At 55.9% G+C, this 14,727-nt stretch carries 10 protein-coding genes and 1 pseudogene; 10 read left to right on the top strand and 1 reads right to left on the bottom strand.

Annotated features, from left to right (window positions below; all coding sequences use genetic code 11):
* Positions 1–109: 109 nt before the first annotated feature.
* A pseudogene (locus PYL13_RS20750) lies at positions 110–547 on the top strand (EamA family transporter).
* Positions 548–565: 18 nt separating this feature from the next.
* Here PYL13_RS20750 and PYL13_RS20745 read toward each other — a convergent pair.
* Positions 566–2,920 carry a helix-turn-helix transcriptional regulator gene (locus PYL13_RS20745; RefSeq protein WP_250985118.1) on the bottom strand — a complete coding sequence of 785 codons (2,355 nt, stop codon included), beginning with the start codon at positions 2,918–2,920 and terminating at the stop codon, positions 566–568.
* A 137-nt stretch (positions 2,921–3,057) separates the two neighbouring features.
* Between PYL13_RS20745 and PYL13_RS20740 the strand changes: the two genes are divergently transcribed.
* The 9 genes from PYL13_RS20740 (at position 3,058) to PYL13_RS20700 (ending at position 14,718) form a co-directional block, all read left to right on the top strand.
* Positions 3,058–4,086 (top strand): ABC transporter permease, encoded by a 1,029-nt coding sequence (locus PYL13_RS20740; RefSeq protein WP_192489084.1) that lies wholly within the window; start codon positions 3,058–3,060, stop codon positions 4,084–4,086.
* Positions 4,086–4,967, top strand: a complete 882-nt coding sequence (locus PYL13_RS20735) for an ABC transporter permease (protein ID WP_192489083.1) — start codon at positions 4,086–4,088, stop codon at positions 4,965–4,967. Before PYL13_RS20740 ends, PYL13_RS20735 begins: the two co-directional genes overlap by 1 nt.
* A 3-nt stretch (positions 4,968–4,970) precedes the next feature.
* Positions 4,971–6,617 (top strand): nickel ABC transporter ATP-binding protein NikE, encoded by a 1,647-nt coding sequence (nikE, locus tag PYL13_RS20730; RefSeq protein WP_275642179.1) that lies wholly within the window; start codon positions 4,971–4,973, stop codon positions 6,615–6,617.
* 14 nt (positions 6,618–6,631) lie between these two features.
* Positions 6,632–8,188 carry a hydantoinase/oxoprolinase family protein gene (locus PYL13_RS20725; RefSeq protein ID WP_275642178.1) on the top strand — a complete coding sequence of 519 codons (1,557 nt, stop codon included), beginning with the start codon at positions 6,632–6,634 and terminating at the stop codon, positions 8,186–8,188.
* Positions 8,181–9,317 (top strand): DUF917 domain-containing protein, encoded by a 1,137-nt coding sequence (locus PYL13_RS20720; RefSeq protein ID WP_250984954.1) that lies wholly within the window; start codon positions 8,181–8,183, stop codon positions 9,315–9,317. The genes PYL13_RS20725 and PYL13_RS20720 overlap by 8 nt, the downstream gene beginning before the upstream one ends.
* Positions 9,318–9,356: 39 nt before the next feature.
* The gene (locus PYL13_RS20715; RefSeq protein ID WP_275642177.1) at positions 9,357–10,952 is read left to right on the top strand and encodes an ABC transporter substrate-binding protein; all 1,596 of its coding nucleotides are present in this window, start codon (positions 9,357–9,359) and stop codon (positions 10,950–10,952) included.
* Between the two features lie 167 nt (positions 10,953–11,119).
* Positions 11,120–12,196 carry a DUF917 domain-containing protein gene (locus PYL13_RS20710; RefSeq protein WP_250984956.1) on the top strand — a complete coding sequence of 359 codons (1,077 nt, stop codon included), beginning with the start codon at positions 11,120–11,122 and terminating at the stop codon, positions 12,194–12,196.
* A complete protein-coding gene (locus tag PYL13_RS20705; RefSeq protein ID WP_275642176.1) occupies positions 12,193–13,731 on the top strand; it encodes a hydantoinase/oxoprolinase family protein in 1,539 nt (512 codons plus the stop codon). Before PYL13_RS20710 ends, PYL13_RS20705 begins: the two co-directional genes overlap by 4 nt.
* Positions 13,732–13,773: 42 nt before the next feature.
* On the top strand, positions 13,774–14,718 hold the full coding sequence (locus PYL13_RS20700; protein ID WP_275642175.1) for an isoaspartyl peptidase/L-asparaginase family protein: 945 nt from the start codon (positions 13,774–13,776) through the stop codon (positions 14,716–14,718).
* The last annotated feature ends 9 nt before the right edge of the window (positions 14,719–14,727 follow it).

The raw sequence follows: 14,727 nt of genomic DNA, 5'->3' as shown, positions 1-14,727 counted from the left end.
GGCTTCCTCAGGTGGCCGGGTTTTTCTTTGCCCTGAAAACAGACTTGCGGCGGCTGCGTTGCGGTGCAATGACTGAACCCGAACCTTCTGCTGTTTCCGAGATCAAAAAATGAAAAGTGTTTTTGCTTCATGGCCTTTCTGTGCATTGCTGTCGGCTGCTTTCGCCGCCTTGACGGCGATTTTTGCCAAGATTGGTGTCGAGAATGTCAATTCCGACTTTGCAACATTCATTCGCACCATTGTCATTTTTTGTGCCGCCGGTCTGATGGTGTACATCACCGGTAACTGGCAGCAACCATCCGGCATTTCCGGACGGACCTAGCTGTTTTTGGTGCTTTCCGGCCTTGCGACCGGAGCCTCGTGGATTTGTTATTTTCGTGCACTGAAGCTCGGTGATGCCGCTCGTGTGGGACCGATCGACAAACTCAGCGTCGTGTTTGTAGCCGTATTTGCAGTTCTGTTTCTGGGGGAACGATTGTCGCTGCCGAACTGGCTTGGCGTTGCTCTCATCGCGTGCGGCGCGGTACTGGTCGCTTACCGAGGATAAGGCAGTGAGGGCGCCATTTCAGAGCCAGCCGAGTGCGGTGGCGGCTCTGATTGCTTCGGCGCGGCGGCTGCAGTCGAGCTTTCGAAACAGGTTTCCAAGGTGGAACTTGACGGTGACTTCCGAAATATTAAGGGCTTGAGCGATTTTTTTGTTGGACATGCCGCCAGCCAGAAATTGCAGCATCTGTACTTCGCGTTGAGACAATCCGCCATGGATTGCGCGGGCTTGCGGGGAGTTCACTGAAGCTGCAAAAATCGCCAAAGCAGCGCGCACATCAGACGAGGTTTCGATGAAGCTGCGTATTCGACGATTTTCGAGAAGCGGCGACAGAAAGATTCGTTCTTCGGAAAGAACGCCATTGCAGCCGAGGCGCGTTGCAGTTTCCAGTGCCAGCAAGATATTGGCGCGTGCCGCGGCATTGTCACGGCGTTGATGGGCCGTATAGCTTTGCCAGATCAGCAGCGCCACCCTCTCGCGATTGGTGACTTTCGGATTGGCAATTAGTGCATCGATCTGTCGTGGCAGATAGTTGCGGGGCGTCCAGACGTGAACCGCATCTCTAAGCCAGGCCATGACGTAGGTGATCTCGTCACGCCGCGTCAGTCGGGTCAGTTCTTCTTCGGCACTTTCGACCCAGTTTTTACCCATCGGCATACGGATGGAAGTCAGTGTCGCAGCAGCTTCCGACCAGCGGTTGGTATTTTGGTAGGCTATCGCGGTGCGGATTTCCATCATCGCATGAAACTGCAATCCTTCAGACAGGTGTATCCACAAGCCATCCAGAAATCCCGGCCTTATGGTCATCGGGAAATGGTCCATGACGATCTGGGTCGCATAATGCAGAGCAAACTGCATGAGGCTCGGCCAGATCTCAGCGGCCGCGAAGTGCTCAAAGTCTTTCTGGATGAATTCCAGCAGATCGCGTGGGCGGCCTGATTCGTAGTTTATGCAGGCTTCCGCCAGCCGCAACATGCGCCTTTCTTGCGGGACTTCGTGCGTGACCTGCTCCAATCGTTCACGTGCATCTTGCGCTGCCCGCCGTGCCATCAGCGCATCGCCGCTCATCAATCGCAGCACGATCTGGTGCAGGTGGATGAAGAATTCGAGAAGTGGTTGACCGCCCATTTTGCGCAGATAGATAAGCGCTCGGGCAGCCGCAGCTTCCGCCTCACGGAAGTTACGGCGGCGGATTTCGAACTCAAGAAGGGCGTTGTAGTAGCCGGCCCATTTGCCATGGTCACCCATTGGGTAATCCGCCATGAATTCACCAAGGCGGGTAATCATCGCATCGTTGGGTGTCAGGTCTTCCGTAATCATCAGATTCAGACGGAAAGTGCGGGCAGCAAAGGAAAAGCGCGAACCGTTTGCCAGAGCCTTGAATGGATCAAGGTAATCTGAACCAAGATGCTTACCGACGAGATGGCGCACGCGCTGCAACTCACCCTGCTTGAGCAGTGCTCTGCATACCGCAAACAATACCGTTTCGTTAGAGGCAATCATGTCATGCGAGAAGTGCATGATGATGTTTTGAAACGCATTGACACTGCTGCGATAGATAAGTTCACGCCCATGAGCGCGCGCTAGAATTTGCGCGGCATGTGTTTCGTATCCCTTGTCCAGCAGCAGAGCCATGGCTTGTAGCGCGCGGCCCGCCTTTTCCAATGCGGAAGCCAATTCGACGACTGCGATGCTGTTTTCCAGAACTTGGAGACGTTCCTGCACTGCAATCGTCAACAGTCGTATCAGGTCTTTGTGCTGTTGCGGATGACGTGTCAGAAACGGCGGTAACTGACTTGCCCAGGGTTGATGCGCGGCGCCATCAGGCGCTTCAAGCCATATCGAAAGCGCCATGGTCTGTTCCGGCGAGAGATGGCTTAAGAAGGTTTCGCGCAAATAGTCGCAACAGGTGTCATCATCGATGTTGCCCTGAAGTGGCAAAAAGGCTGGCCAACCGGCGTAACCTTCCCGCATCGATGCTGCGCTCGCCGCTGGTAGCGCATTAAGCTCTTCATCGGAAAAGGTCAGGTCTTCAGCGCCGATCGTTGTCGAGCCATGATGCAATATCTGCCGACCAAGACCGCTGATACGTTGTTCGGGGCGACAGGCGATAATGACCGTGGTCACGGTTTGAAGGGTTGCGGCCGGTATCTTGGCTGTTCGTGCAGCGACCGGGACATCCCATAAAAGCCAACCGTCTTTTACATCCTCAGTTTTGGGATGTGTTGACGTGCAAACAGAACGTTCCGTCAAGCCGGCGAACAGTTTTAACAGGCTGGTTTTCCCCGCTCCTGCCGGTGCCCGCAAAAAGATGACGCTTGCAGTTTCCTGCAGGATGCGTTGGCACAGATGAGGGCGTGGAAGCATGACATTCATGCCGAATGGATAGGCTATAGGCATGCAAAAACCTATACCATAACGACAAAAAACTATACTTTTTTGTGGTTGCTGATCCCTTGTTATCTGGTGATGTTGATGCATCAAAAAGCCGATGCACAAGGAAACACCCGCTGATGCAGCAACATCCGTTGATCGCAATTATGACCCGGCTTGGTACATTCGTGCTTGTCATGATTGCCCTGTCCATCATGATTTTTGCATTGGCGCGTGTGGTGCCGGGCGATCCAGCCCGTATGGCTCTCGGCCCTGCTGCCACGCAGGAACAGGTTGAGGCGCTACGCCTGCAGATGGGTCTGGATAAGCCTCTAGCCCTGCAATATGTCGATTATGTCAAAAATGCTCTGCACGGGGATCTCGGCATGTCGCTGGTGTCGCAGCGCCCGGTCACGACGGACCTTGCTCAGACTGTTCCCGCGACCGTTGAACTGGTGCTGGTATCCGTCATATTCATGTTTCTGGTCGCAATACCCCTTGGGGTCATCACCGCGCATTATCGCGATAGAGGGCTCGATCATCTCGGACGCATTCTGTCCCTGACCGGGGTCACCATTCCGAGCTTTCTGTTTGCCATTACCCTGCAGCTGCTGGCTGCCAGGTACATCAGTGGCTGGCCAATCATTGGGCGGCTGGACCATTCACTTGGCTGGCAAGGTGGACCAACCGGTTTCATTCTGGTCGATGGTCTACTGGCCGGTCGTTTTGATGTGGTCGGCGATGCTCTCAAACATCTCGCACTGCCAGCATTTGCGCTGTCCATGGCCGGTATCGGACAGATCACCCGCATTACCCGCTCCTCGATGATCGAAAATCAGCGCAAGGATCACGTGCTGACGCTGCAGAGCTTCGGCGTGCCTGAACGGGTCATCATCTTCCGTTACCTCTTGAAGCTGTCATCCATCGCACCCCTGACAATCATGGGCCTGGAATTCGCCTCGCTGATCGGCAACGCCTTTGTTATTGAAATGGTTTTTGCCTGGGGCGGTTTTGCTTCCTACGGCCTGAACTCGATCCTTCAGAAGGACCTCAATGCCGTTACCGCCGTGGTTCTGGTCGCCGGTCTGTTCTTCATCGTTGCAAACATGATCGTCGACGTTCTGATCTCGATCATCGACCCACGCCTGCGTCACAAGGAGGCACGCTGATGGCCGATATGAAAATGCTCGACACATCCGACAAGGCGCTGAGTGCCGGTTACATTCTGTGGTACAGGTTTAGCCGCAACCCGGCTGCCGTTATCGGCGCGCTCATCCTGCTCTCGGTCGTTATTCTTGCTGTCTTTGCACCATTTTTGACGCCTTATCCGAAGCATGTTGGCGCAGTGGTTGATTTTCGCGCCAGACACCTGCCTCCCGATGCCCTGCACTGGTTTGGCACGGACAAGGCGGGCCGCGACATCTTTTCGCGCACTGTTTTTGGTCTGCGCATCTCGTTGCTGCTGGTCATTGGCGTGCTGGGCATTTCCGTACCGGTTGGCACAATTCTCGGATTGGTGGCTGGTTACGTCGGCGGCTGGACAGAGAAATTCATCACCGGCCTTACCAACGTCATGCTGGCGATGCCCCCTCTGGTAATGGCGCTTGCCGTGTCTAACCTTCTCGAACCGACACTGATGAACGCTATGATTGCTATTACGCTGTTGTGGTGGACATGGCACGCGCGCCTCATCTATTCGGTATCGAAGTCGATTGCCTCGGAAGATTACATTGAGGCGGCACGCCTTGCCGGCGCCGGTCCCATGCACATTCTTTTCCGGGAAATATTGCCGAATTGCGTGTCGGTTATCTCGGTCAAGACCACGCTTGATGCGGCATTCGTCATCCTGTTCGGCGCGACGCTCAGCTTCCTCGGTTTCGGCGTGAAGCCTCCTATCCCTGACCTTGGCTCGATGGTGGCTGATGGCCGTCAGTTCATGCCTGAATTCTGGTGGGAAGTGCTCTGCCCAGGTGCCGCTGTTCTCTACGTTACTCTTGGTTTCAACCTGCTGGGCGATGGCCTGCGCGACATGTTCGACGTGGAGAATTGATTGATGACTGAACCGCTTCTTCAGGTTGAGAACCTCAACGTTTCCTTCACGACGTATGGCCGTTCGCGTCAGGTGTTGCGCAATGTGGGCTTTACCGTTGCTGCTGGCGAACGTGTTGCACTGATTGGTGAAACAGGTTCGGGAAAATCCGTAACCGCCAAGGCAATCATCGGTACCTTGCCGAAAAATGCTTCGATCACATCCGGCTCGATTGTGGTGGGTGGAAAAGATGTTCTTACCCTGCCAAAAGCAGAACGTGAGGCACTGAAGGGTACGGCATTTTCCCTGATCATGCAGGACCCGCTATCGTCCTTCAATCCGGTTTTCAGGATTGGTACGCACCTAGATGACGTCATGCGTTTTGCAGACAAACGCAATGGCATCTCGTCATCGAAGTCAGAGCGTCGCAACCGTATCGCCGAGGTGTTGCGTCGCGTGCAGCTGGCAGACACCGAACGTGTCATGAATGCCTATCCGTCGGAACTGTCCGGCGGCATGCGCCAGCGTGTTCTGATCGGTCTTGCCTTGCTGCACCGTCCAAAGCTGCTGATCGCCGATGAGCCGGGTACGGCTCTCGATGTGACCACGCAGGATGAAATTCTCAATCTGATCAATCGCCTGGTCATTGAAGAGAATATGGCCCTGCTGATGATTACCCACAATCTTGGCGTAGTTCGCAAGGTGGCAGACCGCGTGGTGGTCATGCACCATGGTGATATTGTCGAAACCGGCCCATGCGCGGAAATTCTTCATGCGCCGCGCGAGCCCTATACCAACTCTCTACTGAACGCTGTGCCGCCGCTTTACGGCCCACGTGTTGTTGATGCGCCGGAAAGTGATCGCGAGCCGATTGTCCGGCTCAATGATCTCAACAAGATTTTTGGCAAGCGTAATGGTTATCACGCCGTTCGTGACGTGACCCTGACATTGCGTGAAGGTGAGATATTTGGCCTTGCCGGTGAATCCGGTTCCGGCAAGACGACTGTCGCCAGAATGATCATGGGCCTGTCTTCACCGACGTCTGGCAGCCTGTCCGTTGATGCGCCAGCACCGGCGCGCGGTAAACGCCTGACCCAGATTGTTTATCAGAACCCGGGCACATCGCTGAACCCCAAACGGTCTGTCCGACAGACGCTGACCTTGCCTTTGAAATCGATTGGCATGGACAAGACCGCCCGCGAAGCACGGATGCTGGAGTTGATGGATCTGGTCCGTCTGCCACAATCTTATCTCGCCAAGTATCCTCACGAATTGTCGGGTGGCCAGAAACAGCGTGTCGCGATTGCACGCGCTTTGGCGGCCGAACCGAAGATACTCATTCTGGACGAGCCGACGGCCGCTCTTGATGTGTCTGTTCAGAAAACGGTCATCGAATTGCTGGAGCAGCTGCGGCAGGAACTCGGACTGACCTACCTGATGATTTCCCATGACCTTTCGCTCATGCGCAACTTCTGTTCGCGCATCGCAATCATGCTGCGTGGCGAAATCGTCGAAGAAGGTTCAACGCGCGAGGTGTTTGCCGATCCGCGACACCCTTACACCCGCGCACTAATTGCCGCGATCCCTGTCGTTACCGATGAGGAAGAGCGCGAGAAACCCACCGTCACCGAAGAAGAGCGCTTGCGCTTTCTGGTGAAAACAACGGACTGATGAGAGGAGCTGACGTGTATCGCGTTGGAATTGATGTAGGCGGCACCAATACGGATGCTGTAGTCCTGAAGGATAAAATTGTACTGGCGGGAGTTAAGGCTTCCACCACGGAGGATGTGACATCCGGCGTTCTCGAGGCGCTCGAAAAGGTTATCGAGGCTTCGGGTATTGATCGCAGTGTGATCTCCGCTGTGATGATCGGCACGACACACTTCACCAATGCCGTCATCGAGCGACGTCATATGGAAGAGGTGGCCGCTATCCGTCTTGGTTTGCCATCGGGCGCAGGTTTGCCACCGATGGTGGATTGGCCAGACGATCTGCGCAAGATCGTCGGCAATCATGGCTATCAGGTCAAGGGTGGTTACGAGTTCGATGGCCGCGAAATTTCGCCGCTCGACGAAGATGCCATCGTGCGCATCGCCAGCGACATTCGCGTCAAGGGCCTGAAGGCTGCTGCCGTGACCTGCGTGTTCAGCGGTATCAACGATGCCATGGAACTTCGCACCAAGGAAATTCTGCAACAGCATTGCCCAGGTCTTCCTGTTGTCATGTCCAAGGACATCGGTCGCCATGGCCTGCTGGCGCGTGAAAGCGCCGCGATCATGAACGCAAGCCTGCTTTCTCTGGCAGACCGTACTGTTGCGGCATTTGGCAAGGCGCTTGCCACTGCTGGCATCACCTGCCCGTTTTACATCACACAGAACGACGGCACGTTGATGGCTGCCGACGTTGTCCGTGCCTTCCCTGTTCTGACATTTGCGTCTGGCCCAACCAACTCGATGCGTGGTGCGGCATTCCTGACAGGTCTCAAGGACGCAGTTGTGGTTGACGTGGGCGGTACAACATCGGATGTCGGCTCCCTGTCGCATGGTTTCCCGCGTCAGGCTTCGACAACTGTCGACATCGGTGGCGTACGCACCAACTTCCGTATGCCAGATGTGTTCTCCATCGGCTTGGGTGGCGGTTCGCTGGTATTGAACGGTGCTTCGGAAATCACCGTTGGACCGAAGTCTGTTGGTTACCGTGTCCGTGAAGAAGCTCTGTGCTTTGGCGGTGCGACATTAACCGCGACCGATATCGCTGTTGCTTCCGGCAAGGCCGATGTTGGCGAAAAGGCACTGGTTGAAACGCTCGACAGCAAGCTGGTCAAGGCTGCTGCTGCCAAGATCAATTCCATGCTGGAAGCCTGTGTTGAGCGCAGCCGTATTTCCTCTTCTCCAGTTCCGGTTATCGCCGTCGGTGGCGGTTCCATCCTGATGCCAGAGCGGATCGGTGATCTTGAAGTGATCCGTCCGGACAACTTCGCAGTTGCCAATGCCGTTGGTGCAGCGATTGCGCAGATCAGCGGCGAAACCGACCGCGTTTTCTCGCTGGTTGAAGGCCGTACACGCGAAAGTGCACTTGCAGAAGCGGAAGCTGAAGCCCGTGAAAAGGCAATTGCTGCCGGTGCCCTGCCTGAAACGCTTGAGGTTATCGAACGTGAAGACATGCCGCTGGCCTACCTGCCGGGTAACGCCACCCGCATTCATGTGAAAGTCGTTGGAGAAATGGGAGGCCATCATGGCTGAGACGCGCAAGTTGAAATATGACGAGGCCAACCTGCGCACGCTGACGGTTGAAGATCTTGACGCGCTTGAAATCGGCTCGGGCATTCTGGGCACGGGCGGCGGCGGAAATCCCTATCAGGGCAAGCTGTTGGTGCTTGAAGCGATGAAGGCCGGTTACGAGATGAAAATTCTCGCAACCGACGCCATTGAGCCCGACGCGCTCTGCATGTCGCTTGGCGGTATCGGTGCACCAGTGGTTGGTGTCGAGCGCATTCGTGAAGGCCGTGAAGGTCTGCGTTGCCTGCGGGCCATGGAAGAACTTATCCGTGCGCCAATCGACGCAATCGTCTGTGAAGAAATCGGCGGTGCGAACTCCATGAACCCGCTGGTTACAGCGGCACTTGGCGGTTTGCCTATTCTGGACTGCGACGGCATGGGCCGCGCCTTCCCAGAAATGCAGATGACAACCTTCTCGATCTATGGCCACAGCTCAACGCCGTCTGTGATGTGTGACCTGCATGGCAATGCAGTGATCTTCAGTCACGCGGTATCGGAAGTCTGGCATGAACGTATGGCGCGTGCCTGCGTTGTCGCGCAGGGTGGCGGCGCCATGTTGGCCACCGCGCCGATGCAGGCGCACTATGTGCACCAGTACGGCATTCCGAAAAGCTACACCAAGGCAATCGCCATTGGTGAGGCGGTTATCCGTGCCCGCAAGGCACAGGAAGACCCGATCGAAGCCGTTTGTGAACTGGAAGGCGGTCGCCGCATCTTCAACGGCAAGATCACCGATTTGAAGCGTCACCTGCGTGGTGGTTTTGCAGTTGGTGAACTGGAACTGGCAGGTTTCGACGACTTTAGTGGCCAGACGGCTGGCGTCGCAATCCAGAACGAATTCCTGATTTTCCGTCGTAACGGCGAGGTCGAGGTTTGCGTGCCTGACCTGATCGTTCTGCTGGACGTCGACACCGGTTATCCGATCACCACTGAAATGCTGCGTTATGGCCAGCGTGTCGCGGTTATTGCCATCCCTTGCCATGATTTGCTGCGGACTGCCCGCGCCCTTGAGGTCGTTGGTCCTGCTGCATTCGGCTACCCGGACATTGCCTATTCACCCCTGCCTGCGCCGGTTCGTGAGGCTGCGGAATAACAAGCGGGATTTTCCCGCATTACAAAGAGGAGAACTTCCATGAAACTGCATTCCAGACATTTGCGTTTTGCGGCATTAGCGCTTGGCACGGCAATCGCCCTGCCTTTGGGCTTCTCCGCGCAGGCGGCTGATGAAAAGGTGTCGATTGCCGTCAACACCATGCAAATCTTCAGCTCGCTCGACCCTGCCAAGGTCACCGACTACACCGGCTACATGGCCGTTGTGAACATGTATGACGGTTTGACCACCGTGAGCCCATCGGGTGAAGTGGTTCCGCATCTCGCGAAGTCCTGGGACATTTCGGAAGATGGCCTCACCTACACATTCCACTTGCGTGATGACGTGAAGTTCCAGGATGGCACGGCCGTTAAGGCGTCCGATCTGGTCTGGTCTATCCAGCGGCTGATTGGCATCAACAAGGGCCCATCGAACCTGCTGGTTGGTCTGGTAAACCCTGATAACGTGACCGCGCCTGATGAGGCCACCGTTATCGTAAAGCTTGACCGCCAGTTTTCTCCTTTCATGTCGGTCACACCTTTGATGGTTGCGCTGAACGAGAAGCTTATCACCGCCAATGCCAAGCCTGACGACAAGTGGGGCGAAGCCTATGTCGGCGAGCATTCATCAGGCTCTGGCCCCTACAGCCTTGTTAGCTACAACCGCTCTGCCGACATGGTTATTGCCCGTAACCCCGATTATTTCCGCGGCTGGAACAAGGGCAAGCCGATCGATGAAGTTCGTTTTGTCCAGACAAGCGACGATGCCACAGTAAAGGCTCTGGCTGAGAAAGGTGAACTTGGTCTGACCTCGCACGGTCTGGGTAACGACACCTACGAGTCCATCGGCAAGATGGATGGTTACAAGATCATCCAGACCCGCACTGCTGGCGGGTTTGTCATCAAGCTAAACACCAAGGCATACCCGACTGACGACGTTCATGTTCGTCGCGCCATTGCCTATGCAACGGACTACAAGACGATCCAGGAAGTTATCTATCCGGGCTTCGACATGCAGGGTCCACTTTCGGACGCCTTCAAGGATGCCCATAACGATGGCATCGAGCCGGGCGTTTTTGATCTGGAAAAGGCCAAGGAAGAACTGGCAAAGTCCAAATATGCCGGTCAGCCAATCACGCTCGTCAACAGCTATGTTGCCTCTCTGGCCTTCGAGGCCGAAGTGGCCTTGATGCTGCAGGCCAATCTGGAGCAGATCGGCATCACGCTTGATATCAAGCCTGAGCCATGGAACCGTATTGTTGAGCTCTCTTCGAAGCCGGAAACCACTCCAGCCTCAACACAGGTCAACATTTCGCCGACCTACCCTTCGCCGGATGCAATGTTCTACAACCAGTACCACTCGAAAGCGTCTGGCACATGGATGTCGATGGAATGGTTGCAGAACCCGGAAATCGATGCGTTGATCGACAAGGCGCGTGCGACGACCGACGTTGCTGAACAAAATGCAACCTACAAGGAACTGCAGACGAAGATTGCTGAGCTGCAGCCGGATGTCTGGGCTGTTGCACCTAACCGCCGTTACGGTGCGAACAAGTGCCTGCAGGGTTACGAGTTCGTGCCGATGCAGAGCTGGGATCTGAACTTCTCCAATTTCCATTGGGATTGCTCGGTTAACTGATAGGCATACAGAAAATCCGGCCCCGTACATGCGGGGTCGGAAACACAATTTCCCAGAGCATTTGCGCATTTTTTGATTGCGAAAATCGCTCTATCTCCTTGTTTTCACGCAATTCCTGAATTCGAGGCGCGCTGCGCTATTTTGCCGGAATTGCTCTAGGGTGAGACATGCTTCAGGAATTCGCAGAAGAAAACATTGAACCGCTGGCCACCGGCGCATGGATTTTAGGTACTGGAGGCGGAGGCAATCCTTACATCTCCACCCTGAACCTCAGACGTCTCTATGCCGAAGGTCGCCGCGTCCAGGTCATGGACCCGATGGCACTTGAAGATGACGACATGGTTGCAGTTGTCTCCAAGATGGGCGCGCCGCTGGTCGGTCAGGAGCGTCTTGGAGACCCTGTCCATCTTGCCCGTGCGGTGGAGGTGATGGAAGATTATCTGGGCAAGCCGTTCCGCGCTATCATGAGCGTGGAAATTGGCGGTTCCAATGCTTTGTCGTCGTTCCTCGCCGCTGCAATGCTGGACCGACCGGTTGTGAATGCCGATGCGATGGGACGTGCCTATCCCGAAGCGCAGATGACGTCATTTGCGATTGGCAATCTACCGATGTTTCCGCTGTCACTGGTTGATGTACGCGATAACGAGGTGATTGTTACCCGTGCCGCATCGTGGAAGTGGATGGAGCGGATTTCCCGTAAAGTCTGCACCGAGGTTGGCTCGACGGCGGCGACCTGCAAAGCGCCCCGCACCGGCAAGGAAGTCAAGGAGTGGGGTATTCACTACACCGTCACCAAGGCGGTGGAACTTGGACGTGCCGTTATGGATGCGCGTGCACGGCATGCTGATCCGGTACAGGCGGTTCTTGACCACGAAGGTGGCAAACAGCTTTTCCGCGGCAAGGTAATTGACGTTGCGCGCGAAACTACCGGTGGCTTCCTGCGCGGTAGCACGGTGATTGAAGGCATGGATGCCGACAAGGGTTCGCGTATGGAACTGGCCTTCCAGAATGAATGGGCTGTCGCCTTCCGCGATGGTTCGCCTGTCGCCATGACGCCTGACCTGCTTTGCCTGCTCGATACGGTTTCCGGCAGTGCTATCGGCACTGAATCGGTGCGCTATGGCCAGCGCGTAACGGTCGTCGCTCTGCCCGCACCGGAACTTCTGACAACACCAGCTGGTATTGCTGCGGTTGGTCCCCGCGCCTTTGGCTATGATATAGATTTCAGATCGGTATTTCCATGAAACGCATCGGTATTGACGTAGGCGGCACCAACACGGATGCCGTGCTGATTGATGGCGAAACAATTATCTCTTCCGTCAAGGTTCCAACCACACAGGACGTGCTTTCGGGTGTGAAGGCGGCGTTGGCACATGTCTCCGGGCATCCGCAGGCGGCTGGCACGCCAATCGATGCGGTGATGATCGGAACAACGCATTTTACCAATGCGGTGATCGAGCGTGCGCGGCTTGAGCGAGTTGCCGCTATTCGCATAGCGCTACCAACCGGCCGTTCCTTACCACCGATGTGCGATTGGCCGGATGATCTGCGCAGCGCTGTTGATCCGATGATCTTCATGGTGCATGGCGGCCATGAATATGATGGCAGCCCGCTTGTGCCGATGATCCCGGATGAAATCCTTGAAGCGGCAATGAAGATCCGCGACGCGGGCATCACTTCCATTGCGATCTCGGCTACATTTTCACCGTTGACCACCGAGTGTGAAATCAAGGCCGCAGACATTGTCCGTTCGGTTATTCCGGATGCGCGGATCACGCTGTCGCACACGCTGGGTCGCATTGGCTTGCTGGAACGTGAAAACGTTGCACTTTTGAATGCCGCGTTGCAGACCCTGGGGAAAACGACAGTACAGGCATTTTCGGATGCATTACGCGAAGCGGGCGTAACGGCTCCGTTCTTCCTGACGCAGAATGATGGCACAGTCGCTTTGGCAGATGTCGCTTCGGCAAACCCCGTGCACAGCTTTGCGTCCGGGCCAACCAATTCCATGCGTGGCGCGGCTTTCCTGACCGGATTGACCGATGCGATGGTGGTGGATGTCGGCGGCACGACATCGGACATTGGTTGCCTGATTGGCGGCTTCCCGCGCGAGGCAAACAACATCGTTCATATCGGTGGCGTGCGTACGCTGTTCCGCATGCCAGACCTGTTGCCAGTGGCGCTTGGTGGCGGCACCATTATCGACCCTGAAACAGGAACCATTGGTCCTCGTTCGGTGGGTTACCGTATCCTGACAGAAGCACGAGTGTTCGGCGGCAATACGCTGACCACGTCGGATATCGCCGTCGCTGCAGGTCTGATCGAAATGGGTGACATGGATCGGGTCAAGGATCTTGATCCAACTTTCGTCAAGTCATGCCTTGGCCGCATCCGAGACATGGTCGCTGATAATTTCGATCAGATGAAAACCTCTGCTGAAGATGTGCCATTGATCGCCGTTGGCGGCGGTGCATTTCTGATTCCGGAAAGCATACCAGGTGCGTCGGAAGTGATGCGTGTTGAAAATGCCGGTGTGGCCAATGCCTTGGGCGCTGCTATGGCGCAAGTCTCTGGCGAAGTCGATCAGGTGTTTTCCGGCATGAGCCGTGATGAAGCGCTTGCAAAAGCGGAAGCTGAAGCGCAGGACGCCGCAGTTGCCTCCGGTGCTGGCCGCAGCACTCTCAAGACACTGGAAGTCGAGGATATTCCGATTGCTTACCTGCCGGGCGGCGCACGTCGCGTTCGGGTGCGGGTTATCGGCGATATCGACTTCACCTGAACCTCTTCACCCGCTGATAGCAGGGCATGATTGGAGCATGACATGACTAAAATCGCACTGGCCATACATGGTGGTTGTGGCGTGCTGCCACAGGATAGCATGACGGCGCAGGAATGGGCTGAGGCGCGGCTGGATCTAGGGCATGCTTTGCGTGCTGGCTACGCCGTGTTGAAGGCGGGTGGACGGTCGGTTGACGCTGTTGAAGCTGCCGTCGTCGTGATGGAAGACAGCCCGCACTTTAATGCCGGGCATGGCGCGGCACTCAACGAACATGGTCTGCATGAACTCGATGCGTCGATCATGGATGGGCAGACGCTGGAAGCTGGAGCGATCAGTGCTTCGCGCGTCATTCGCAATCCGATCAAGGCGGCCCGCGTGCTGATGGAAGACGGTCGCGCCGTTTTCCTGACCGGTCCTGCGGCTGACACCTTTGCTGGAGAAAAGGGTCTGGCCGTTGAACCACAGTCCTACTTCACAACCCCGAAACGCGTTGAGGCCCTGCAAGCGATGAAGGCTCATGCGGCCGCTGGAACTGAAGCAACCGAAAACGAAAAACACGGCACTGTCGGCGCCGTGGCACTGGACGCTGACGGGCATTTGGCCGCCGCGACATCAACAGGTGGTTACACCAACAAACCGGAGGGCCGTGTGGGCGATAGTCCAGTTATCGGTGCGGGCACCTATGCCCGCGATGGTGCTTGCGCTGTTTCTGGTACTGGCAAGGGCGAGTTTTTTATTCGCTACGTGGTTGGTCATGAAGTGGCGGCGCGCGTGTCTTATCTCGGGCAGGACCTTGAAACCGCAGCCGGTGGACTGATAAACGACGATCTCGCCGCTCACGATGTTGGCGCCGGATTGGTTGCTGTTGATGCCACGGGTAACATCAGTGCACCATACAACACGCCGGGCATGTTTCGTGGCTGGGTGACAACGGAAGGTAAGGCCTTTGTTGCCACGCATGAAGAACTTTATGAGATTACACTGTAAGGACGCTGT

It is taken from the genome of Agrobacterium sp. Azo12 (assembly GCF_029193765.2).
Lineage (GTDB): Bacteria > Pseudomonadota > Alphaproteobacteria > Rhizobiales > Rhizobiaceae > Agrobacterium.
The sequence above is the reverse complement of the archived record's forward strand: the minus strand, read 5'-3'. Positions and strand labels throughout refer to the sequence as shown.